At 68.3% G+C, this 22566-nt stretch carries 23 protein-coding genes and 1 tRNA gene; 9 read left to right on the forward strand and 15 right to left on the reverse strand.

The features are described 5' to 3' along the window. Positions 1 to 237 precede the first annotated feature (237 nt). The 10 genes from MLE64_RS10660 to MLE64_RS10705 form a co-directional block, all read right to left on the reverse strand. Entirely contained in the window at positions 238 to 705 is a 468-nt protein-coding gene (locus MLE64_RS10660) for a hypothetical protein (protein ID WP_243317713.1), read from the reverse strand. Continuing rightward, on the reverse strand, positions 702 to 2558 hold the full coding sequence (locus MLE64_RS10665; RefSeq protein ID WP_243317714.1) for a type IV secretory system conjugative DNA transfer family protein: 1857 nt from the start codon (positions 2556 to 2558) through the stop codon (positions 702 to 704). The genes MLE64_RS10660 and MLE64_RS10665 overlap by 4 nt, the downstream gene beginning before the upstream one ends. Continuing rightward, positions 2555 to 4108, reverse strand: coding sequence for a hypothetical protein (locus MLE64_RS10670; protein WP_243317715.1), 1554 nt, complete (start codon positions 4106 to 4108; stop codon positions 2555 to 2557). Before MLE64_RS10670 ends, MLE64_RS10665 begins: the two co-directional genes overlap by 4 nt. A gap of 1 nt (position 4109) precedes the next feature. Continuing rightward, positions 4110 to 4556: a hypothetical protein gene (locus MLE64_RS10675; RefSeq protein ID WP_243317716.1), complete on the reverse strand. Its 447-nt coding sequence runs from the start codon at positions 4554 to 4556 to the stop codon at positions 4110 to 4112. A gap of 443 nt (positions 4557 to 4999) precedes the next feature. Next, positions 5000 to 5075, reverse strand: a tRNA-Asn gene (locus MLE64_RS10680). 80 nt (positions 5076 to 5155) lie between these two features. Next, positions 5156 to 5740: a GTP-binding protein gene (locus MLE64_RS10685; protein ID WP_243317717.1), complete on the reverse strand. Its 585-nt coding sequence runs from the start codon at positions 5738 to 5740 to the stop codon at positions 5156 to 5158. A gap of 15 nt (positions 5741 to 5755) precedes the next feature. Next, positions 5756 to 6253: a roadblock/LC7 domain-containing protein gene (locus tag MLE64_RS10690; protein ID WP_338028454.1), complete on the reverse strand. Its 498-nt coding sequence runs from the start codon at positions 6251 to 6253 to the stop codon at positions 5756 to 5758. 42 nt (positions 6254 to 6295) lie between these two features. Further along, on the reverse strand, positions 6296 to 7132 hold the full coding sequence (deoC, locus tag MLE64_RS10695; protein ID WP_243317718.1) for a deoxyribose-phosphate aldolase: 837 nt from the start codon (positions 7130 to 7132) through the stop codon (positions 6296 to 6298). Positions 7133 to 7223: 91 nt separating this feature from the next. After that, the gene (locus MLE64_RS10700; protein WP_243317719.1) at positions 7224 to 7955 is read right to left on the reverse strand and encodes a hypothetical protein; all 732 of its coding nucleotides are present in this window, start codon (positions 7953 to 7955) and stop codon (positions 7224 to 7226) included. A 147-nt stretch (positions 7956 to 8102) separates the two neighbouring features. Continuing rightward, complete coding sequence (locus MLE64_RS10705; RefSeq protein WP_243317720.1) at positions 8103 to 9473, reverse strand: sigma-54-dependent transcriptional regulator; 1371 nt, start codon at positions 9471 to 9473, stop codon at positions 8103 to 8105. An 87-nt stretch (positions 9474 to 9560) separates the two neighbouring features. On the opposite strand from MLE64_RS10705, the gene MLE64_RS10710 reads away from it, so the two are divergent. The 5 genes from MLE64_RS10710 to MLE64_RS10730 all read left to right on the forward strand — a co-directional run bounded on the left by MLE64_RS10710 (position 9561) and on the right by MLE64_RS10730 (position 14389). After that, a complete protein-coding gene (locus MLE64_RS10710) occupies positions 9561 to 10295 on the forward strand; it encodes a DUF4412 domain-containing protein (RefSeq protein ID WP_243317721.1) in 735 nt (244 codons plus the stop codon). Positions 10296 to 10349: 54 nt separating this feature from the next. Then, positions 10350 to 10589, forward strand: coding sequence for an exodeoxyribonuclease VII small subunit (gene xseB / locus MLE64_RS10715; RefSeq protein WP_243317722.1), 240 nt, complete (start codon positions 10350 to 10352; stop codon positions 10587 to 10589). Then, positions 10586 to 11473, forward strand: a complete 888-nt coding sequence (locus MLE64_RS10720; protein WP_243317723.1) for a polyprenyl synthetase family protein — start codon at positions 10586 to 10588, stop codon at positions 11471 to 11473. Before xseB ends, MLE64_RS10720 begins: the two co-directional genes overlap by 4 nt. An 8-nt stretch (positions 11474 to 11481) precedes the next feature. Beyond that, on the forward strand, positions 11482 to 13407 hold the full coding sequence (gene dxs / locus MLE64_RS10725; RefSeq protein WP_243317724.1) for a 1-deoxy-D-xylulose-5-phosphate synthase: 1926 nt from the start codon (positions 11482 to 11484) through the stop codon (positions 13405 to 13407). Between the two features lie 82 nt (positions 13408 to 13489). Next, a complete protein-coding gene (locus tag MLE64_RS10730; protein ID WP_243317725.1) occupies positions 13490 to 14389 on the forward strand; it encodes a hypothetical protein in 900 nt (299 codons plus the stop codon). Positions 14390 to 14411: 22 nt separating this feature from the next. Here the strand turns inward: MLE64_RS10730 and MLE64_RS10735 are convergent, their stop codons facing one another. Further along, positions 14412 to 16019, reverse strand: a complete 1608-nt coding sequence (locus tag MLE64_RS10735; RefSeq protein ID WP_243317726.1) for a bifunctional metallophosphatase/5'-nucleotidase — start codon at positions 16017 to 16019, stop codon at positions 14412 to 14414. Between the two features lie 100 nt (positions 16020 to 16119). On the opposite strand from MLE64_RS10735, the gene MLE64_RS10740 reads away from it, so the two are divergent. The 4 genes from MLE64_RS10740 (at position 16120) to MLE64_RS10755 (ending at position 19365) form a co-directional block, all read left to right on the forward strand. After that, on the forward strand, positions 16120 to 16584 hold the full coding sequence (locus MLE64_RS10740; protein WP_243317727.1) for a DUF6941 family protein: 465 nt from the start codon (positions 16120 to 16122) through the stop codon (positions 16582 to 16584). A gap of 87 nt (positions 16585 to 16671) precedes the next feature. After that, a complete protein-coding gene (locus tag MLE64_RS10745; protein ID WP_243317728.1) occupies positions 16672 to 17673 on the forward strand; it encodes a ThiF family adenylyltransferase in 1002 nt (333 codons plus the stop codon). 168 nt (positions 17674 to 17841) lie between these two features. Continuing rightward, positions 17842 to 18441: a non-canonical purine NTP pyrophosphatase gene (locus MLE64_RS10750; RefSeq protein WP_243317729.1), complete on the forward strand. Its 600-nt coding sequence runs from the start codon at positions 17842 to 17844 to the stop codon at positions 18439 to 18441. A 9-nt stretch (positions 18442 to 18450) separates the two neighbouring features. After that, a complete protein-coding gene (locus MLE64_RS10755; RefSeq protein WP_243317730.1) occupies positions 18451 to 19365 on the forward strand; it encodes a DMT family transporter in 915 nt (304 codons plus the stop codon). Between the two features lie 24 nt (positions 19366 to 19389). Here MLE64_RS10755 and MLE64_RS10760 read toward each other — a convergent pair whose 3' ends face one another. The 4 genes from MLE64_RS10760 to mtnP are packed head-to-tail and all read right to left on the reverse strand — an operon-like array spanning position 19390 to position 22554. After that, entirely contained in the window at positions 19390 to 20370 is a 981-nt protein-coding gene (locus MLE64_RS10760) for a DUF2268 domain-containing putative Zn-dependent protease (protein WP_243317731.1), read from the reverse strand. After that, the gene (locus MLE64_RS10765) at positions 20370 to 21197 is read right to left on the reverse strand and encodes a peptidoglycan DD-metalloendopeptidase family protein (protein ID WP_243317732.1); all 828 of its coding nucleotides are present in this window, start codon (positions 21195 to 21197) and stop codon (positions 20370 to 20372) included. The genes MLE64_RS10760 and MLE64_RS10765 overlap by 1 nt, the downstream gene beginning before the upstream one ends. 53 nt (positions 21198 to 21250) lie before the next feature. After that, positions 21251 to 21682 carry a hypothetical protein gene (locus tag MLE64_RS10770; protein WP_243317733.1) on the reverse strand — a complete coding sequence of 144 codons (432 nt, stop codon included), beginning with the start codon at positions 21680 to 21682 and terminating at the stop codon, positions 21251 to 21253. After that, positions 21679 to 22554 carry an S-methyl-5'-thioadenosine phosphorylase gene (mtnP, locus tag MLE64_RS10775; protein ID WP_243317734.1) on the reverse strand — a complete coding sequence of 292 codons (876 nt, stop codon included), beginning with the start codon at positions 22552 to 22554 and terminating at the stop codon, positions 21679 to 21681. Before mtnP ends, MLE64_RS10770 begins: the two co-directional genes overlap by 4 nt. Positions 22555 to 22566 lie beyond the last annotated feature (12 nt).

Below are 22566 nucleotides of genomic sequence, written 5' to 3' on the forward strand. Positions count from 1 at the left end.
TGCGTGTATGTGTCGTGGCCATTCTCTCGGCATGCCATGGGAGGCCATTCCCCAGCAGAGCGGAAGCCGAGGCCTAGCCGCCCCGGGGCGCGCGAAGAGAAGCGCAGCCCAGGCCAACACGACATGCAGATGTGGAGCCCCTGGCCCTAACCACTTTCGCGCATGCAGCGGAAAGCGCACGGGAGCATGGCCTCCGTGCGCTCCACCACCACAAATACACGCTCTCAAGCCCCATCCTTAGCTGCCGAAGTCTCTCGGGGACCGGGTGGCGGTGCATTCGCCCACGCCTGGGAAGAAGTAATCGACCACCTCCCGTGCCTCATCCCTATTCGAATCCTCGGGGTCCCTCAGCAAGGCGGCACGAACGACCGGAGGGATTTCGCCCTCCTCCAAGCCTGGGAGCACCACCCGGAGCATGTCCGCCGGGGCCATCCCGACCTCCATGAGTGCATGTGCCACATCTCCCCACCCGGCCGAGACCTCATCCCGGAGGTGCCGGACGATTTCCTCGTACGGGAAGCCGTGCTGCTTCCACTCCCGGGCCTCCTCGGCCCAGGCCTGATGTTCCCGGAGAACCGCGGATATCACCTCCTCGTCGAGGCCCTCGCCCCGAAGATCCACGACGATGTCAGCCCAACCTTCCTGGCTGGCAAGGCTGTCCTCCACCAGGCCCCGCGCGTAAGAAACCCATCCCTGATCGCTCACAGCCAGTCCTCCCCCGCCGGGAGCACGAGCACCTCGGGAGCGACCGAAGGAGCCACGAGGCCAGCCGGGATCTGGATCGATTCCGGCTTCCAGTCCGGCGGCGTGACGGCCTGAATGGCAGCCTTCGCCAGGGCCTCGGCCTCCTCCCAGGGATCCACGGCCACCACCGGCACCCCCAGGGGCGGGCGGGTCACGGTCAGGCTCAGGGGCAGCCAGTAGGTGAACCCGTGGGACCGGGCCAGCGCCGCCCGCTCCTCGGACCAGCGCCCCCAGGCATCCACAGGCATCAGGTCGGCCTCCTTCTCCGTCGGTTGGGCGTTCTTGTTGACCGGGGGGATGCGGCGGGTCCACTTGCCCAGAACCCGGCTCAGCTTCTCCCGGAGATCGTCCTCCATGTTCCGGGCCAGCCAGATCTTGGTGCCGAACCCCTGGAGCACCGCCTGCCAGTTCCTGGGGTAGACATCCTGGAGCAGCCCCATGTTCTGGATGCCCGCCACGATGGACACGCCCTTGGAGCGCAGGAGCACCAGGGCCCGCTCGATGTTCGGGAGCCGCCCGCAGTCCCCGAACTCGTCCAGCAGGAGGATGATCGGTGAGGCGCCCTCGGCCCGGTTCCGGAGGCGACCGAAGATCATGCCCCAGAAGCAGTGGACCGGCACCCGCAGGGCATCGGACATCTCGCAGTTCATGACATACCCGCCCCGGCGGATGAAGTCGTCGATGGTGACGGTGCTGGGACCCTCGGTGATGGCGCTGATGCGCTCGGTCTCCCAGCGACTCAGGGAGACCACCAGATCCTGGAGCACCGGCACCTGGCTCTTGGGCTCGGACATCGCATCCCGGTAGATGGGATCCAGACCATCAAGGAACGGCTCCAGTCGGCTCTCCCTCAGCGTCCGGGCGATCTCCTGGATGCTGGACCAGCGGCGGGAAGCCAGAATCGCCCCAAAGACCGCCCGGGCCATGTCCCGGACCCACGGGTTCGCATCGTGGGGGTTGCTGGGAAAGAGGTAGTCCACCAGCAGATCCCGGTCCTCCTTCGAGCGGATCTCCTCCATGGGATTCCAGACACCCGAACGAGTCTCATGGCCCCGAACATCCAACCCCCAGAGGCAGGTGTTGGGGAAGGTGTCCCGGAAGGGCAGCTCGGCTTTCGAGTCCTGGTAGATCCAGGGGCACAGGGCCGAATGCTGGATATGCCCGAAGACGGTTGTGGTTTTCCCCGAGCCCTGGACCCCGAAGACGAAGAGATGGCGGCTGAGGGTTTCCCAGGTGAGGGAGACCAGGGTCAGGAAGCCCTTGAACCGCTGCCGCAGCACCAGCGTCCAGCGCGATGCCAGGGTGGGAGCACGGAATCCGAGCAGTTCGGCCGTGGGCCTGCCGTCACCCTTCCGGCGCCCGTCCTGGACCTCGTAGGGACCGAAGTCCTCAGGGACATCCTTGAACTGGGCCTCGGCCCTACCTTCGCCTGAGCGAATGTAATTGGGCTTCCGGTCCCAGGTGAGCCAGACCAGGAAGGCCAGGAGCACGAGACCCGCATGAAAGCCAAGGAACAGCGCCGCGTTCCGGAAGGCCAACAGGAGGAATTCCTTCTGCTCCAGGGCCAGGAGCATCCCACCCCCGAGGCCGAGGGCCGCCAGGCTCACGGGCAGGGTCTTCTTCGAGCGACGATGGCGGAGCAACCAGCGGGTCACCCCGTCAAAGCGGTTGTGGAGGAGGGCCAAGGGCTCCTCTTGCTCCACGAGGTACCAGCGGGTGAAGGACCAGAAGGCCCCAAGGAACCCGAAGGCCAGGAGCAGGTACGCCCCCCAGGCCTTCCAGGCGGAAAGGAAGTGGAAAACAAGGTCCGTCATCGGTCTACCTCCGGGCCGCGGGATGCGGCATGAGCGACGGTGTTCGTGGTTTCGGCCGCCACCTCGGCGACCTTCGAGACGCTCCCCACAGCGGGAAGCCATCCGATCACTTGCAGGGCCCGCCGCATGGGCTCGGGGAGTTTGGCTGTCAGGCCAGCACTCCGAGCCGCCGTGGCGCCCAGGTCCGTGGCCCCTCCTGCCAGGGTCCTGCCCAGCGAAAGGGGAGAGAGGGTAACAAGATCCTTGGTGGCGCCTGCCGCCGTCCGGGCCGTCGCTGCGGCCATCTGGACCCCCGCCTGGATTTCTTGGGGCAGCAGCTCACGCCCACCTGCGGCCAGGGCACGGCCAGCCCCCTTGCCCAGTTCGGCCCCTGCGCGGGTGGCCCCTTGGCCCAACTCTTTGCCAGCCTGGGCCAGGTCCTGACCCGCTTCCTTTCCGGCCACCTTCAGCGAGGCCCCAGCGGTCGGCAAGGCCGCCACCAGTCCCTTGGCCAGCTTCGCGGAGGCCTGTCCCACATGGATCCCGCTCCGGGCTGCGGCTTTGGCCACCTCCATGGAGGCCCGGATCGAGGCCTGCGCCGCCTCCTGGACCAGCACCAGGCCCGCACGGCTGACCTTGCGGAGTGGGGCAGGGACCCCGAGTTCCTTCATGGCCTTGTCCAAAGCCATCCGTCCGACACGACCAGCCACTCGGGCCCCGCGCTGCACTACGCGACCGCCCTGATCCACGGCCCGGCCCAGACGCGCCTTGGCTACACCAAGCTCCCGGGAGGTCTCCCGCTTCTCCAGGCGACGCAGCGACCCGGTGCGGCGATGCTCGATCTGCTCCAACTCTGCTTTGTGCCGCGGGCTGCCGAGCATCCCTCGGGACTCGTAGCGGGCCCGGAGCGCTGCCAGCTCTGTCAGACAGCGCCGCTCGATGAGCAGTCGAGCCTTCCGCTCGAAGGGGCGTGCGGCTTCGACCTTGCGCCCGGGCTCGGCCCGCTTCACGGCCTCCCGACGCTGACGCTCGTTCTCCTTCTGCTCCCGGATGACCCCCTGGAGCCGGACCTTCTCTGCCTTGAACCTCTGATGGGCTTCCCAGTCCCGGATCCTCGGCTCGTCCCCGAACAACTCCCGATCCCAGTGCTTCTGCAAGGAACCGTGCCGCCCGAGGGTCTGTTCGGGCATGCTTCCGCGCACGGCGATGTGGAAGTGAAAGCGTCCATCCTGCTCGTGGATGGCGAGGAGATAGGGGCGCCCGTTGGCATAGGCCCTGGCCAGACGATGCCCCGATTCCTCCGCGGCCCGGGAAGGATCCGACGGATTACGACCCAGGATCGTTCGGCATTCGGACTCGGAGGGAGACACGATGACTTCGTGGTACGAAGCCGTCTTCCCGCCCATGGCCTCAATGGCCTGGGAAGGGGTGAGATCCTTCCCCTCCATCCCGAGGAGTCGCGCAGAATCCCGGCCTTGCTGGGCCACCAGGTAGTGCGCCCGTCGACTCAAGCTGGGAGGGGAAGTGCGCCCCCGGAATCCCGGCCGGAAGCCGGGCTTGATGATGGCCATGTCAGGCCTCCCCTCGAAGGGCCTGGACCTTCGCCTCCCCAGAGGCAGTGATATCCGCCGCCCGTGGGCTGGTCTCCACCACGCCCATCAGGTAGGCGTAGGTGTGCTGGGTGAGGCTCGTCACCACCGCCAGTGTCTGGAGGATCTGGGCCTCCCGCTCGGCCTGGCCTTCCTCCACCTTGCGGATGATGGCGACCAGGGCTTCGAGGCGAGTGGCGTGGCGGGCCTGCTGCTCGACGATGCTGGTCAGGGTTCGCGCCAAGGATTCCAGCCGTGTCCCGGAGGTGTCCTCCAGCTCACGTTGCTTCAAGTCGCTGAGGACATCCCTCAAGGCCTGGGTCAGGCTGCATCCTCGCCGCTCGGCGTAGGATTCGAGGGTTTGGTAGTGGTCGCGCCCAACACGGCTGTGCAACACAAGTTTGGCGCTGTCGTTTGCTTTGCGGTTCATGCGGATTCTCCTGGATGGTTGCGATTCGGGTGCGGGAGCTCACGCCTGCGCCAAGGACTGGCGCGCGCAGAACCGCACCACGATTGGCTTTCCATCCGATCCGCAACAGTCAGGCGCCACGCCCAACTTGCCACCCAGAGGGTTCCAGGCCTCCGGCCTTCCGCCCTCTGCCTTCCATCACCCATCGGGGTGACCTTGTACGAATGCCCGAAAGCCTCCTCCGGCGCCGTGCTACAGCAGTCAACCCAGCCCACCACCCCCGGCCAAACCGTGGAGGAGCCGGTTCTCATCACCTGTTGCACCCCGAGCCCGCAGCCCATTCGCAGGTGCGTCACCGCACCAGACCGCACTGGGCCGCACACAGCACGGCTAGAGGCTGTAGCACGGTTGTAGCAAAACAAAAAAGCGCCACCCGTGAAGGTGGCGCTAACTGCTTTGTTTTCTGGCTCCGGAGGAGGGATTTGAACCCCCGACCTAGTGATTAACAGTCACCCGCTCTGACCCCTGAGCTACTCCGGAAAGCGTGAACATCCATTCTACCGGAGGCGGGCCTGGATTCAAGCGGGGAGGGGCGGGACCTGTGATCCTTGTCGTCCGCCCTAGTTCTTCTGGAGCTCCATCAGGATCTGGCGGGCGGCGGCCTTGAGGGTCTCGATGACGCCGGTGCCCTGGCTGGCCACGGCTTCGATCATGGGCTCGTTCCGGAAACGAAGCAGGCGCTCCATCTCGGCCACGGGCACGGCGGAGGGCATGTCCCGCTTGTTCAGCTGGAGGACGTAGGGGATGTTGCGGACGTCGAAGCCGTTCTCTTTGAGATTGGTCGCCAGGTTCGCGATGGACTCGATGTTGGCCTCCATGCGCGCCTTCTGGCTGTCGGCCACGAAGATGATGCCGTCGCAGCCGCGCAGGATGAGCTTGCGGCTGGCGTCATAGAACACCTGGCCAGGCACGGTGTAGAGGTGGAACCGCACCTTGAAGCCCTTGACCGTGCCCATGTCCAGGGGCAGGAAGTCGAAGAAGAGGGTGCGATCCGTCTCGGTGGCGAGGCTGACCAGCTTGCCCTTCTTGTCGGGGTTCGCCTGCTCGTAGATCCACTGGATGTTCGTCGTCTTACCGCAGAGGCCGGGGCCGTAGTAGACGATCTTGCAGTTGATCTCGCGGGACGCGTAGTTGATGAAGGTCATGTCCGTGCCCCAGGCTTAGTCGCCGAAGAGGCGGTCGATGTCTTCGTCCGTGATCTCCGAGAAGGGGCTCTCGAAGCGGTTGCCGCTGTCGGATTCCTTCTGCGCGCGCTGTTCCACCTGGTCGAAGATCTCCTGGAGTTCCTTGCTGGCCTTCTTCACCCGCAGGCGCACCAGCGCCAGGCTGGAATTCTGATCGAAGATGACCACCAGGATCCCGCGCTTGCCCACGATCGAGATGTGCAGGTTGTCCCGCTCGCCCTCGTGGAAGAGGAGGCTGAATTCCTTTTCGCCGATGAGCTTGGCCAGGCCGTCCGTGGCCGCCACGTTGCCAGCGGTGAGGGAGGCGAGGCTGGTGGCGTCGATGCTCTTCACGTCGCCCGCGGCGGCGATCTGCTGGCCGTTCTTGTCCACCAGGAACACCACCTTGGCGGAGGCGTCCTTCTGGAGGCGGCCGATGATCTCGTGGAGGAGCTTGTACTCCTCCTCGAACATGATGAGATCAAGCTTTGCCACAAGAACCTCCGCCGGGACTGCTATCTGTGAGGATAGCACTTTTCAGTAGGCCTCTGAGCCGGCTCCCCCCTGAATCACCGCCACGGAGGCGGAAAGCCCCAGGCGGGTGGCCCCGGCCAGGACCATGGCCAGCGCCTTCTCGTAGGTGCGGATGCCGCCGGAGGCTTTCACGCCCATGCCCGTGCCCACGGTCCGGCGCATGAGCGCGACATCGGCCTCGGTGGCGCCGCCCGTTGAGAAGCCGGTGGAGGTCTTCACGAAATCGAGGCCCGCCTCCAGCGCGAGCGCCGAGGCCCGCTCCTTCTCGGCATCCGTGAGCAGGCAGGTCTCCAGAATGACCTTGAGCACCGTGGGCGCGGGAACGGCCGCTCTCAGCCCTTCCAGGTCCCGGCGGACCATGTCCCAGTCGCCGCCCTTCGCGGCACCGACGGCCAGCACCATGTCCACCTCCTGCGCCCCTTCCTTCACGGCCACTTCTGCCTCGTGGGCCTTGGCGGACAGGGAGGACGCCCCCAGGGGGAAGCCGACCACCGTGCAGGTCCGGACGGCGCTGCCCTTCAGCAGGGACGAGGCCAGGGGCACCCACAGGGGGTTGACGCAGACCGAGGCGAAGCCGTGCTTCAGGGCTTCGGCACAGAGGACCTCCACCTGCGCGCCCGTGGCCTCGGCCTTCAGCAGGGTGTGGTCGATGAGGGGGGACAGGTCCCAGGGCCCGGCGGGAAGGGCCGCCTGCGCCGAGGTCCGATGGTGCAGCCCCGCATGGTCGTGGAGCAGGCAGGCGCCCTCCACGCATCCCAGGAGCTGGGGCCTCCGCCCCTCGGGAAGCGGCTGGAGCCGGGCGCGGATCTCTGCGGTGAGGTCGAGAAGCGGGTCGATCATGGTTTCCATCATGGCCCGGGGGCGTCCCGCCGGAAAGCCGTACGCGAAAAAGCGGGCCGAAGCCCGCCTTTTCGTGAACCGGTGAAGCCTGTTACTTCTTGGCCTCTTCCTTCTTCTCGGCCTTCTTGGCAGCCTTCTTGGCCTTCTTCTCGGCCTTGGGGGCGGCTTCAGCCTTCTTCTCTTCGGCGGTCATGGCCTTCTTGGCCTCGGCCTTCTTCTCAGCCTTCTTCTCGGCCTTCTTCTCGGCCTTGGGCTCAGCCTTCTTCTCGGCCTTCTTCTCCTCGGAGGTCAGGGCCTTCTTCTCGGCGGCAGGAGCGGCGGGCTCGGCCTTCTTGGCAGCCTTCTTCGCCTTCTTGGCCTTCTTCTCAGCCTTGGGAGCGGCCTCGGCCTTCTTCTCTTCGGCGGTCATGGCCTTCTTGGCCTCGGCCTTCTTGGCCTCGGCCTTCTTCTCGGCCTTCTTCTCTTCCTTCTTGGGCTCAGCCTTCTTCTCGGCCTTCTTCTCCTCGGAGGTCAGGGCCTTCTTCTCGGCGGCGGGAGCAGCCTCGGCCTTCTTCTCGGCCTTCTTGTGGTGCTTCTTGGCCTTCTTCTCGGCCTTGGGGGCGGCTTCAGCCTTCTTCTCGGCCTTGGGAGCGGCCTCGGCCTTCTTCTCCTCGGCGACGGTCAGGGCCTTCTTGGCCTCTTCCTTCTTGGGCTCGGCCTTCTTCTCAGCCTTCTTCTCGGCCTTCTTGGTCTCGACCTTCTTCGCTTCAGGCTTCTTCGCCTCTTCCGCGAACACGGGGCTGATCAGAGCGGCGGCGACGAGCAGCGCAGCAAGCTTCTTCATGGGGGTTCTCCCTGGGTTGATCCGGCACGGCCGGAAGTGCCGTCAGGGTTGCATCATCTGGGCCAAACTTCAATTCAATTCAAAACAACACTTAGATAACAGCTTATCCTGGAAATCCTGTTGCATTCTGCCACTCGTGGCAGCCTGCTACTCCCCGTCGTGGAATCCGTAGCGCTTGAGCTTCCGGTAGAGGGTGGTCCTGTCCACCCCCAGGATGTCGGCGATGCGCTGCTTCTCCTTGTGGCGGCCCAGCAGGATCTGGATGTAGCGGCGCTCCAGCTCGTCCAGGGAGGGCCAATCCCCGATCAGGGAGGGGGTCTCCTCGGAAGGCTCGGGCTTGAGCAGGGCCCGCTTGAGCACGTCGGCCTGGATCTTGGCCGGCAGGTCGTCCACGGTTATCTCCCGGCCGCGGCTCAGCTGGGTGAGGTTCTCCACGGCATTGCCCAGTTCCCGCACGTTGCCCGGCCAGGAATAGGCCTCCAGCACCCTCCGGGCCTCCGGATGCAGGCGGTAGGTCTGCTGATCCTTCTGTCCGAACTCCGCCAGGAAGTGGTCCAGGAGCGCGCCCACGTCGTCCCCGCGCTCGCGGAGGGGCGGCACGGCCAGCTCCACCACGCTGAGGCGGTAGTAGAGGTCCTCGCGGAAGGTCCCCGCCTTCACCATCTGCTGGAGGTCCCGGTTGGTGGCGGCGATGACCCGGGTGTCCACCTTGATGGTCTTGTTGCCCCCCACCCGGCGGATCTCCTGCTCCTGCAGCACTCGCAGCAGCCGGACCTGGAAGCTGGGGCTGGTCTCCCCGATCTCGTCCAGGAAGATGGTGCCGCCGGAGGCCTCCTCGAAGAGGCCCGGCTTCTCGCCCACGGCGCCCGTAAAGGAGCCCTTCACGTGCCCGAAGAGCTCGGATTCTAGAAGGGTCTCCGTGAGGGCGCCACAGTTCACGGCCACGAAGGCGCGGTCCCGGCGGTCGCTGGAGAGGTGGATGCTGCGGGCCACCAGTTCCTTGCCGGTGCCGCTCTCCCCCGTGATGAGCACCGTGGCTCGGCTGTTCTGGAGGCTCGCGATGGTCTTGTAGACCGCCATCATCTTCGGACTGGAGCCGATCATGAGGCTGCGCTTGGCTTTGGGCGAGGCGTCCTGGGTTTCGCCCTGGCCCGCCGACTGCCGCCGCGCGAGGGCCCGGGTCACCAGGGCCTTCAGCTCCTCGTTGTTCCAGGGCTTGCTGAGGAAGTCGAAGGCGCCCTCCCGCACGGCCTCGATGGCGGTCTCCAGGGTGCCGAAGCCCGACAGCAGGATGGTGTCCACTCCCAGGGGCTTGGCTTCCCGCAACAGGTCCAGGCCGTCCTTCTTGGCCTCGAGGTTGATGTCGGACAGCAGCAGGTCGAAGCCCCCCTTCCGCAGCAGCTCGATGGCCCGGTCGGGATGCGTCGCCTTGGCGACATCGAGGCCCATGGTCCCCAGCAGCTCCTCCAGGAACTCGCAGGTCTCCTTGCTGTCGTCCACCACGAGGACACGGGCCATGGCCACCCCCACCCTTGAAGGTATCCCACCTGGCCCCCGGCGAGTCCCCAGGGTATGCTCACGGCACCCCTCCCACGGAGAATTCCCATGCGAACCCTTCTGGCTCTTGCCTTCGGAATGGCCGTTTCCCTGGCCAGCCTCGCCGCGGGCGACCTCACCATCACCTCCCAGGTCACGGGCAAGGGCGCCCTGGCCAAGGACGGCTCCCAGGTCCAGTACCTGAGCGCCACGCGGATGCGCGTCAACCACGCCGGATCGAAGGTGGACAGCCTGGTGGATTACGGCCACGAGGTGCTCTACAGCATCGACCACGGGAAGAAGGTCATCACCAAGATGACGTTCAAGGACATGCAGGAGGCCATGCAGGCCCTGGAAGACCAGATGGCCGGCATGCCCGAGATGGTGACGAAGATGATGTTCGGCGACGTGTCCGAGGTGAAGGTCGAGCAGCTGGGGCCGGATACCGTCCTGGGCCGGCCTTGCAAGAAGGTGCGCGTCATCCTCGGCAAGATGGTGGAAGAGCTGAGCATCGACCCCTCCCTCCAGTTCCCCATCAAGGACTACGCCAAGTCCATGGCCATGCTGAACCGCGTCCCCGGGCCCATGGGCGCCCTCTTCAAGCGGGTCTACCAGGAGACGGCCAAGCTCAAGGGCGTGCCCCTGAGGACCCACATCACCGGGCTCATGGGCACGGACGTGACCACCGTGGCCACGGATGTCTCCACCGCCGCCATCCCTGAAAGCGCCTGGGCCCTACCCGCGGGCTACACCATGAAGGACGGCGGCAAGGAGATGAAGGACGCCGCGAAGGGGAAGCGGTAGACTGGGCGGGGCCCCCAGCGATCAGCTAGCGGGCCCCTTCCTTGCGGAATCCCCATGAGCGCCCAACCCTCCTTCGACGATGGCCTGGACCGGCTGGAGGCCCTGGTGCAGCAGCTGGAGTCCGGCAGCCTCAGCCTGGAAGAGGCCCTGGCCCGCTTCGAGGAGGGCGTCCAGCTCAGCCAGGCGCTGCAGAAGCAGCTGGCCGACGCCCAGCGCCGCGTGGAGATCCTCAAGGCCGGCCTCGGCGGCGAATACCGGGCCGAACCCCTGGACGAAGGCAGGGAAGGTCGATGAACGAGCCCGCCTCGCAGGTGCAGGCCGACCTGGACCGCCTGCTCCCCCTGCTGGACGTCCGTCTCACGGCCCCCTTCCGGGAGGGCGAAGCGGCCCGCCTGGGCGAGGCCATGCGCTACAGCCTGGAGGCCGGCGGCAAGCGCGTGCGGCCGGTCCTCTGCCTGCTGGCCGCCGAGGCCGTGGGCGGAACGGCGGCACAGGCGCTCCCCGGCGCCCTGGCCCTGGAATACGTCCACACCTATTCGCTCATCCATGACGACCTGCCGGCCATGGACGACGACGACCTGCGGCGGGGCCGGCCCACCAACCACAAGGTCTTCGGCGAAGGCCACGCCATCCTGGCGGGCGACGCCCTCCTCACCGAGGCCTTCGGCGTGCTGGCCTCCGCGGACCTGGATCCCGTCCGGCGGGCCGAGGCCCTGGTCCTGCTGGCCGAAGGCGCGGGCTGGCGCGGCATGGCCGGGGGCCAGGCCCTCGACCTCGAAGGCGAAACGCTGGACAGCTACGACCTGGACCACCTGCGCCTCATCCACCGCCTCAAGACCGGCGCCCTCCTGCGCGCCTCGCTGGAGATCGGCGCGGTGCTGGGCGGCGCGACCCCCGCGGACCGCTCCGCCCTGCGGGCCTACGGCGAAGCCATCGGGCTCGCCTTCCAGATCCAGGACGACATCCTGGACGCCACCGCCACCGACGCGGACCTGGGCAAGCGCGCCGGAAAAGATGCGGGCAAGGGTAAGATCACCTACCCTTCCCTCCTGGGCCTGGACGGCGCCCGCAAAGCCCTGAGTGAAGCGACCGAGAATGCCTTATGTCATCTAGCAACCCTTCCCAATCGCACGTCCTTGGCAGCCTGGGCCCGGTATCTGGCCCAGCGGGCGAACTAGGCGTCCAGGTGGAGCCATCCGCCAACCCCTATCCCCTGCTGGACTCCCTGGCCGCCCCCCAGCAGATTCGCCACTTCACGCCGGAGCAGCTCGAGCGGCTCGCGGCGGAGGTGCGGGCCTTCATCATCGCCTCCGTGTCCGAGACCGGCGGCCACTTCAGCTCCAACCTCGGCACGGTGGAGCTGACGGTGGCCCTCTTCCACCACTTCGACTTCCTCCAGGACCGCATCGTGTGGGACGTGGGCCACCAGGCCTATCCCCACAAGATCCTCACGGGCCGCAAGGACCGCTTCCCCACCCTGCGCCAGCACCACGGCCTGTCGGGCTTCCTCAAGCGGGACGAGAGCCCCTACGACCACTTCGGCGCGGGCCACGCCAGCACGAGCATCTCCGCCGCCCTCGGCATGGCCAAGGCGCGGGACCTCCAGAAGCAGGACCACGCCTGCATCGCCGTCATCGGCGACGGCTCCATGACCGCCGGCATGGCCTTCGAAGGCCTCAACCAGGCCGGCTACCTGGAGACGAAGAAGTTCCTGGTGATCCTCAACGACAACGACATGAGCATCAACCCCAATGTCGGCTCGCTGCAGGGCTACCTGAACCAGATCATGTCGGGCCAGTACTACCAGCGCTGGCGGGACCGCATCGAGCACGCCATCAAGGCCATCCCGCTGGAAGGCCTCAGCAAGGGCGTCGCCAAGGCCGCCAAGTGGAGCGAGGAGAGCATCAAGCGCCTGATGGTGCCGGGCCTGCTCTTCGAGGACCTGGGCTTCCGCTACATCGGGCCCGTGAACGGCCATGACCTGAACGCCACGTCCAAGGCCCTGGCCGAGGCCAAGGAGAAGATGAAGGACGGCCCCGTCCTGCTGCACGTGCAGACCAAGAAGGGCTACGGCTACGAGCCCGCCGTGCAGGACCCGCTGAAGTGGCACGGCGTGACGGCCTTCGACGCCGAATCCGGCGAGATCATCAAGGTCCAGGGGGACCCGGCCAAGCCGGCCCCGCCCAGCTACACCAGCATCTTCGGCAAGGCCCTGGTGGACCTGGCCCGGCGGGACGAGAAGATCGTGGGCATCACCGCCGCCATGCTCGACGGCACCGGGCTGAACCTGCTGCAGAAGGCCTTCCCCGACCGCTGCTTCGACGTGGGCATCGCCGAGCAGCACGCCGTCACCTTCGCGGCCGGACTCGCGGCCCAGGGCATGCGGCCCGTGTGCGCCATCTACAGCACCTTCCTGCAGCGGGGCTTCGACCAGGTGGCCCACGACGTCTGCATCCAGGACCTGCCCGTGACCTTCGCCCTCGACCGGGCCGGCATCGTGGGCGCCGATGGCCCCACCCACCACGGCCTCTACGACCTGGCCTACCTGCGGTGCCTGCCCAACCTCATCCTCATGGCCCCCAAGGACGAGAACGAGCTGCGGCGCATGCTGCTGACGGCCCTCTACTGCGGCCATCCCGCCGCGCTGCGCTACCCCCGGGGCAACGGCCTGGGCGTGGCCTTGGAAGAGCCCATCACGGCCCTGCCCGTGGGCAAGGGCGAGCTGCTGCGCGAAGGCAGCGACCTGCTGCTCTGCGCCCTGGGCGCCATGGTGGAGCCGGCCCGGAGGATCGCGGAGGTTCTGGCCGGGGAGGGGATCTCCTGCGCCGTCATCAACGCGCGGTTCGTGAAGCCCCTGGACGGCGCCCTCATCCATGCCTGGGCGGGCCGCTGCAAGGCTGTGGTGACCCTCGAAGAAGGCTGCGCCCCCGGCGGCTTCAGCGGGGCCGTCGCCGAGTCGCTGGCCGACGCGGGCCTGATTCGGCCCCTCCTCCGCTGCGCCGTTGCCGACCACCTCATCCACCATGGCGATCCCAGGCGCCTGCTGGAAGAAGAGGGCCTCAGCCCCGAGGCGCTCGAAGGCAGGATCCGGACTTTCTTCCGCGACATCTAAAGTAAAACCTTGCGAAAGACGAATGGAATTCCTATGGTTGGTCCCAACCCGCCGTGGCAGCGCGTTCTTTCCCGAGGCTCTCGTGAGGTCATACCCTATCTACGCGTCCATCCTGGGCGCCCTTCTCTGCCTAACCTCCGTGACGGCTTCCGCCCAGGCCTGGGATGCGGCCGGCAAGGCGACCAGCTGGGCCAAGCAGGACCGGGATGATTCCTTCACCTTCTATGACGCCTCCACGCGCAGCCTCTACACATGGGTCCGGGACGGCGGCCTCCTGGGAACCCTGCCCCTTGGGAAACTCGATGAGGAGCCGGAGCGCTGGGTCATCGACCCCCGCAACACCGCCTGGATCGCCCACGGCACCTCCCTGACCCACATCGACCGGACCGGCCGGGTGCTGGGCAGCGTGAAGCTCCACGCCGAGGTGAGCGATGTCTGCTGGGACGCGGTGGGCCTCATCCTCTCCTTCCGCACGTCCGAACCCTATGTCGAGAAGCGCGACTTCCGCAACGCGGAGGTGATCTGGTCTTTCGGCGCGAAGCCCTCGAAGAAGGACGGCCCGGCCCCCCAGAACCGGCGCCCCCTCGCGCTGGACGACAGCGGCAACATCCTGATGGCCGACGGCAGCTCCTTGAACCTCAGCATCCTGGACGCCAACACCGGCCGGAAGATCGGCGAAACCGCCCTGAAGTTCCACGGAGCTCCCACCCCGGCCCTCGAGGGCGATGCCACCAGCCGCGGCCCCCTGGCGGTCTGGGTGGGCAAGGGCGTGATCTTCGCGGCCGTGAAGGCCTCCCAGGTGCCGGCGGCGCAGCGGGGGACCCTCCAGGGCCTGGCCCTGGCCCGGCTGGACCTTCCGCACGCCACCCTCGACTTCCTGCCCACCGGCCTGGACGAGAGCCACATCCTGGTGGGTGTCCTCGATTCCGATGCGGTGTTCGTCAATCCCAAGGGCGGCCTGATGCTGGTGGGCGTCAAGTAGCTCCGGCCGCCCAGGGGGAGAATCACCGGGCCTGGTTCAGGACGCGCTCCCGATCCAGGTAGGGGATGGTCCGCCAGGCGTTGGGGACGGTCGGATTCAGCGTGGGATGGGCCAGGACATAGGCCAGCAGCAGGTTCCGCTGGGAGGCTTCGGTCACCAGGTCCGGGGCGCCCTTGAAGCCGATGGCCTCCATGTAGCCCCCGCCGCCCCACAGGCGGTAGGTGGAGAGGGCGAGCGTGAAGGTCTGGGCGGGCTTCACGGGCTGGCCCTGGAAGCTGAGGCCGACCACCCGGCTGCCGACCGGCCGGCCCAGGTCCAACGCGTAGGCCACGCCATCCACCAGGTCGAAGTCGTGGATGGGCACGTCGCGGTTGTAGAGCTCCGGCTCCCAGCTGTAGGTGTAGTGCCGGGCCGCGTGCTCGAGGTAGGCCTTGAGCTGGGCGCCGGTGATGCGGATGCGCGCCACCTGGTTCTCGTAGGGCGCCAGGGCGTAGAACTGCCGCACGCTGGTGGGGCCCTTGGGGATGAAGAGCTTGGCGCCGGGGCTGGCCGCGGCGGAAAGCTGGGCCCCCGTGGCCTGCCGCTGCACCTGGTGGATCAGCTGCATCAGGGGCGTGTCCTCCATGCGGGACCAGCGGCTGTCCAGGTCCACCGCCAGGCTGGTGGCGGCGGTGTCGAGGTAGCGATCCGTGGCCGTGCGCAGGTCCGCGGTCAGGCTCAGCACCTCCGGATCCACCGGCGTGTCGGACTCCGGCCGGATGAGCCTGCCCTGGCTCGCGACGACCTGCCAGTGGCCCCGCTCCTTCCGCAGGCTCAGGTCCACCACCGCGAGGGCCCTGCCATGGGCTTGGGCCTGCAGGATGGGAATCCCCTTGTGCTCGGTCTGGATGGCCTGGTGGGTGTGGCCCGTGAAGATGGCATCAAGGCCGGGCACCTGATCCGCCAGGCGGAGCGCCTCATTCTCGTCGCCCTCCCTGCCGTCAACCTGCCCCAGGCCCGAGTGGACCAGGGCCACCACCACGTCGGCCTTCTCCTTGTCGCGGAGGCGGGGCACCAGCTCGCGGGCGGTGGTGACGATATCCCGGAAGGCAAGTCCCGCCCCGTTCTGCGGTCCGGCCAGGACGGCGGTCCGAGGGGTGGTGAAGCCCACGAGGGCCACCCGGATGCCGCCGACGGTCACCAGGACATGGGCGGGAAAGGCCTGGCCGCCCTTGGCCGTGAGGGTGTTGGCAGACAGGAAGGGGAACCGGGCCTGCTTCTCCACCTCGCGCAGCAGATCCTGGCCGAAGTCGTACTCGTGGTTGCCCACGGCCATGGCGGCATAGCCCAGGGCGTTCATGATGGCCACGCTGGGTTCCGGCAGGTCGCGGCGGAGGGTGTTCCGCACATAGTTGAGCGGCTCGCCCTGGATCGTGTCGCCGCAGTCCACCAGGATGGTGTCCGGGTTCAGGGCCTTCTGCCGGCGGATGAGCGTGGCGATCTTCGCCCACCCCTGGTTCGCGGGCTGGAGACTGAAGGTGTCCTCGGCCATCACATGCCCGTGCATGTCCGTGGTGCCAAGAATCTGAATCCGGGCCTCTTGGGCCTGGAGGCCCAGCGCGATCAACAGGATCCAGAACCAATGGCGCATGCAGCCTCCGGGACCGGCCGCCAACCCGTGGTTGGATGGGACCGTCTTCAAGGGTAAACTTTCCCTTCACCCAAGGATGCCCCCTCTTTCCGGAGCCCCCATGCAAGAAGTCCAGATCAAGGCCCCCAAGCATGAATTCACGCTGCTTTGCGATGACATCCGCCAGGAGATGGGCGGCAAGACCTCGCTGATGGGCCTGTACGACCACCACATCGTGGTGCCCCAGGTGCCCTTCACCCTGCCCAAGGTGTGCTTCTACACCCGCTTCTCCCGCATGGACGGCCAGTTCAAGTTCGGCTTCTCCATCGTGAGCCCCACCGGCGACCGCAAGGACGTGATCCGCGACAGCGACGTGCAGATCCCCGACGGCGCCAAGGAAGGCACCTTCAACGTCATCGCGGCCCCCTTCGAAGTGACCGCCGAGGGCGTCTACGAGGTGATCATCGCCCTCACCAAGGGTGCCGACCGCTTCGAGTACATCTACAAGTTCGCCATCTCCGACGCCAGCCGCCTCCAGGCCGAGTACGAGAAGGCCATGGCCGAGGGCGCCCAGGCCGGGAACTAGTCCTCAGGCTTCAGTTTTCAGCGCGGCGCCCCGATGGGGCGCCGTTGCTTTTAGACTGAGAACTGAAGACTGATCCCTGGGACTTCCTTGAACGACCGCTACGCCAAGCAACGCATCTTTCTCGGCCGCGAGGCGGACGGGGCCCTGCGCGCCAAGCGCGTGGCCGTGCTGGGTCTGGGGGCCCTGGGCTCGGTCATCGCGCCCTGGCTGGCCCGGGCGGGTGTGGGCCACCTCACCCTCATCGACCGGGACCTGGTGGAGGCGAGCAACCTCCAGCGCCAGCTCCTCTACGGCGAGTCGGACCTGGGCCGCCCCAAGGCCGAGGTGGCCGCGAAACGGCTGCGCGAAGCCAACTCTTCCATCGAACTGGAAGCCGTCGTGGCCGACCTCACCAGCGGCAACGCCCGGGAACTGCTCTCGGGCTTCGACCTCATCTGCGACGGCACCGACAACTTCGAGGCCCGCTTCCTCATCAACGACGTGGCCATCCTCACGGGCACGCCCTGGATCTACGCCGGCGCCATCGGCGGCGAGGGCGTCGTCTGGCCCCTGAACCCGCCCCGCACCCCCTGCCTGCGCTGCCTCATCGAGGAACCGCCCGCGGGCGGCGACGTGGACACCTGCGACAGCGCCGGCGTGCTGGGCCCCGCCGTGGGGGTCATCGCCAGCTGGGCCGCCCTGGAGGCCATCAAGGTCCTCACGGGGAAGGCGCCCCATGCCGACCTGGCCCGCTTCGACTTCTGGCACGACGAGCGCCAGTTCCTGAAGCCCCCGAAGACCCGCTGCCGCTTCTGCACGGGGAAGGTCACGGAGTTCCTGGACGCCCGCTGGACGCTGAAGGCCAGCCCCCTCTGCGGCCTCGAGGGCGTGCAGATCCGCGTGAACCCGCCCGGGAAGCTGGACCTGGCCGCGCTGAAGATCCGCTTGGAGGCCCGCACCCGCAGCCCCTGGAGGCAGGCCGGAATGATGCTCAAGGGCCAAGAGGGCCCCGACGAGATCACCCTCTTCGCCGACGGCCGCGCCCTCGTCCACGGCCCCATGACCCCCGAGCGCGCCCGCAGCTGGTACACGGAAGTTGTCGGGTGCTGAAGGCTGAAAGAATGAAATAAGCGGAGGAGAACGGAGAGGTGGAGGAAGCGGAGGCACTTCATGAAGTAGCCCGCTGAGGCCCCCGGGGGTCTTTCTCCGCTTTCCTCCGTTCCTCTGCTGCCCTCCGCTTTCAACATTCCTTAGCTCTGATGAAAAGGTGATGCCTCGATGCTGAAAGTCCTCCTCGCCTCCCGGAACGCCGGCAAGCTGCGCGAGTTCGCGGAGCTCCTGCCGGGCGTCACGCTTGTGCCCTGGCCCGCCGAGGCACCGGAGCTGCCGGAGACCGGCGCCTTCTTTCAGGACAACGCCCTGCAGAAGGTGGAGGGTGCGCGGGCCTGGTGGCTGGCGCACGGCCGGGAGCCCGTGGATGGCGTGCTGGCGGACGATTCCGGCCTCTGCGTGGATGCGCTGTGGGGCGGCCCGGGTGTGCTCTCCGCCCGCTTCGCCCCGGACCTACCCGCCTACCGCGACAAGAACCGCCGCCTGCTGGCCATGGTCTCCGACGGGGCGGACCGTTCGGCCCGGTTCGTCTGCGTGCTGGCCTACGCGCCCCTGCGCGGCGAACCCCTCACGACCAGCGGGGCGGTGGAGGGCTCCCTGGCCTTCGATCACCGCGGCGACGGCGGCTTCGGCTACGACCCCATCTTCATCCCCGACGGCTTCGACCGGACCTTCGGCGAGCTGCCCCCGGAGACCAAGCACACCCTCAGCCACCGCGCCCGGGCCTGCGCGGCGCTGCGGGAGCGGCTGGCCCGGCTTCCGCGCTAGCGTGGAAGCATGACCTGGAAGCGCGATCCCCGGACCTGGCTGGCCATCGCCGGCGTGCTGCTGCTGTGGTCCTCGGCCTTCGCGGGCATCCGGGCCGGCCTGCGGATCACGCCGGCGGGCCTGCCGGGCCTGGATGGCTACGGCCCCGGCGAGCTGGCCCTGCTGCGCTTCGGCACAGCCTCCGTCGTCCTGGCGCTGTACGCGCTGGCCACGCGCATGCGGCTGCCGGAGCGGCGCGACCTGCCCGTGATCGCTCTGGCCGGCTTCCTGGGCATCAGCGTCTACCACGTGGCCCTCAACTTCGGAGAGCTGACGGTCCAGGCGGGCGCAGCCTCCCTGCTCATCGCGGCGGGCCCGGTGTTCACGGCCCTGCTCTCGGCCCTCTTCCTGGGCGAGCGTCTCACGCGCCTCGGCTGGGGCGGCATCCTGGTGGCCTTCACCGGCGTGGCCCTCATCGCCCTCAGCAGCGGCCGGGGCCTGCGCTTCACGCCCGGCGCCCTGCTCATCCTGCTGTCCGCCGCCGTGGCCGCCGTCTATTCCATCCTCTCCAAGCGGAGCTTCCGCCGCCATTCCGCCTTGGCCTTCACCTGCTACTCCATCTGGGCGGGCACCCTGCCCATGCTCGTGTTCCTGCCGGGCCTCCTCCACAAAGCCCCGCTGGCCGCGCCTTCCGCGACGGCGGCCGTGATCTACCTGGGCGTCTTCCCCGGAGCCATCGCTTACGTGCTATGGAACCTCGCCCTCTCCCGCATGCCCGCTTCCCTGCTCTCCAGCTTCCTCTACCTCTCGCCGGTGCTGGCCAGCCTCATCGCCTGGGTGTGGCTCGGCGAGGTGCCGTCCCCGCTCACCATCCTGGGCGGCGCCATCGCCATCCTGGGCGTCATCCTCGTGCAGACGAAGGGTCACCGTCCCGCCGCCGGGTGATCCGACCCGATCTCCAGGCGGGACTCAGGGCACGGTCTGCGGGAGCCCCGCCAGGGCCCTCAGCGCCCCCCGCGCCTCCGCCTCGGCCCGTGCGGGCGGCCAGGCGGCCATCTCCTGCAGGGTGTGGGCCCGGGCCAGGTGGCGGATGACTTGGAGTCCCAGCCAATACCCCGTCCGGTCCGGCAGGTCGCCGCGAGACCCTGCCGGCGAGGCGTTGAACCACCGTCGGAAGGCCTCCGGATGCGCAGGGTCGGCCGCCAACCGGTCGGCATCCGCGAGAAAGTGTCGGCTGAGCTCGGGCAGCCGATCCAGGAGCAGCGCCCCCAGGTCCTCCTGGAGCAGCCATTGGCCCTCCGTGCGGTCGGGGGCCAGGGTCGCGCTGACGAAGGTGGCGATCCCCTCGGCGAAGAGGGGCAGCAGCAGCGTGGCCCCGGGCATCACCCCATCGTTGAGCACGCCGGCGCGGCGGGCGTGGTAGAGGTGGAACAGCTCGTGGGGCAGGAGAACACCCAGGTCGGCCTCCTCAAGGGCCAGCGAATCCACCGCCAGCAGCAGAACCGGGACGCCGTCCGGCCCCACGGCGCTCTTGGCGTCGAAGCCGGGGGCCAGCACCAGATGGACCGGCGGGCGAGCGGGCGCGTCGGGGAAAAGGGCCTTGAACCGGGCCTGCGTGCCGGGGAGTGCCTGCTCGAGCGCCCGCTCCTCCGCCGGAATCCGGGCCGCGAGGCGCCTGTAAGCGTCGAACCGCTGCCGGAGCAGCCGGGCTTTCCGGGCCCCTCCGTCGGGATGATCCCGCGTTTCCCAGACGGCCGCGTCGTAGAGGGCCCGGCGCGGCGCCTCGATCATCCGGTCCCAGAGGGCCGCCTGGACGTCGAAGGGTCGGCCCTCGGCCCGGGCCCAGAACGCCTGGAAGGCCGCCGCTGCGGAAGCCGCCGATTCGCCCGCCAGCGCCGAACCCGCAAGGGTCGAGACGAGAAAGACCGCCATCCCCGCCCGATGGATCATCACCGCCCCAGGAAGAGCCGCGGATCCACGCGGGCGTTGTTGAGGCTGAGGGACCAGTGCAGGTGCGGGCCCGTCGCCCGGCCCGTCATGCCGACCTCGCCCAGCAGGTCGCCGGCCTTCACCGCCTGGCCCTGAGTCACCTTGATCTTCGACAGGTGGGCGAAGAGGCTCACCACGCCTTCGCCGTGGGCCAGGAACACGGCGTTGCCGCTGAAGAAGAAGTCCCCCGTGAGCACCACCACGCCCGCGGCGGGAGCACGCACGGCCTGGCCCGCCGGAGCCTTGATGTCAAGCCCCGCGTGGGGGGCGCGAGGCTGGCCGTTGAAGATCCGCCGCAGGCCGAAGGAGCTGGTGAGGCCGCCGGGCGTGGGCTGCTGAAAGCGCAGCGTGGGCACCTGCCCCTCGGGCCAGGCCTTCCAGGCGAGTCCCATCAGCGCCTGCTCCCGGGCGATGCGCGCCTCGTCCTCGGCGTTCGGTGTCACCTGGCGCTCGTCCTTCAGGCGGATGCGCTGCTCCGGGTAGCGCTTGGGACGGATGGTGAAGGGAATGGACCGCCCCTCCACCTCGACCTCCTGCCGGCCCGGCTTCGCGCTGAGCGGGATGCCCACCACCGCCACCCAGCCCCGGCCACTCCGCCGCACCAGCACGGGCTCTCCGCGGTAGGTCGCCTTCGGCGCGGTCTTTCCGTCCGCTAGAGCCACCACCGCCACACCACCGGGGACGGGGGAGGGCTTGAAGGGAAGCGGGGCGCGTTCCGCGCCGACCAGCAGAGACCCCACCGAAACCAGCGGGATCGCGGCGCCTGGCGCACTAAAGCATCGGGACATGGGCCCTCCGGGGCTCCCGCCGGGGAGATCCCCAGGATAGCTGGCCATGGCGCTCAGCCGGCGAGGTCCGCCCCCAGCCCCGCCTCCCGCATCTTCACGGCCTCCTGGTAGGCGGCCAGGACGGCGGTGCGGACGCGAAGGTACGAGGTGTCGGTGACCTTGGTGTTGAAGGTCAGGGTGGCCACGAGGTAGTCGCGGCCGTCCGGCAGGGTCTGGGGGGTGCTGACCTGGATCTGGGGCGGCATGATGGCCGAGGAGCTGCCCTCCCGCAGGTCCACCGACAGACGCTCGCACCAGGCCTGGAGCCGCGGCGTGAGCGCCAGGCCCTCGACAGGGGAGGCCACCATCACGCGGCCGTAGAGCGTGAAGAACAGGCGCAGCTGCGGCGGGTCGAAGGCATGGTTCAGGTAGCCCGACATGCTCGCGATCTGCTGGAAGTCCTTCAGCAGGGCCTGGAGCTTGGGGCTGGCCTGGGCCGGGCTCATCCGCGGGTCCCGTATCCGTACCGGCCCACCAGCAGGTCCAGCCGCTTGCGGGCGTCCTCGGTGACCGCCTCCGGCGCCGTGAAGAGGGCCGCCTTCAGGGCATCGCCGCAGGCGCAGGCCCGCGGGGCCCCGGAAAGGCCTGGCACCACCGCGCGAAGCAGGCGCTGGGCCTTGTCCACGTTGGCGTGCATGACCTCCAGCACCGAGGCGGCATCCACGCCCTCCTCCTCCTCGCGCCAGGCGTCGTAGTCCGTCACCAGGGCGATGCAGGCGTAGCAGAGCTCCGCCTCGCGGGCCAGGCGGGCCTCGGTCACCTGGGTCATGCCGATGAGGTCCGCGCCCCAACTCTGGTGCAGGCGGCTCTCGGCGCGGGTGGAGAAGGCCGGCCCCTCCATGCAGACGTAGGTGGCGCCCCCCTCGATGGGAATGGACAGGGCCTGTCCAGCCTTGAGCAGGGCCGCGGTCGTGTGGGCGCAAACGGGTTCCGCGAAGCTCACGTGGGCCACCAGCCCCTCGCCGAAGAACGTGTCCTTCCGGTGGCGGGTCTTGTCGATGAACTGGCTCACGAGGCGCAGCTCGCCGGGCTTGTGGCGGGCCTGGAGGCTGCCCACGGCGGAGACAGAGATGAGGCGCTCGACGCCCAGGGACTTCAGGGCCCAGAGGTTCGCGCGGTAGTTCACCTCGCTGGGGGTGAAGCGGTGGCCTTCGCCGTGGCGGGCCAGGAAGGCCACGGGTGTGCCGTCCAGGGCGCCGAGGTGCACGGGACCCGAGGGCGCGCCGAAGGGGGTCTGCACCAGCTCCGTCCGGTCGAGGGAGAGCCCCTCCATCCGGTAGAGTCCACTGCCGCCGATGATGCCGATGGGTGCTCGCATGCGGCCATTGTA

It is taken from the genome of Geothrix paludis (assembly GCF_022808815.1).
Lineage (GTDB): Bacteria > Acidobacteriota > Holophagae > Holophagales > Holophagaceae > Geothrix > Geothrix paludis.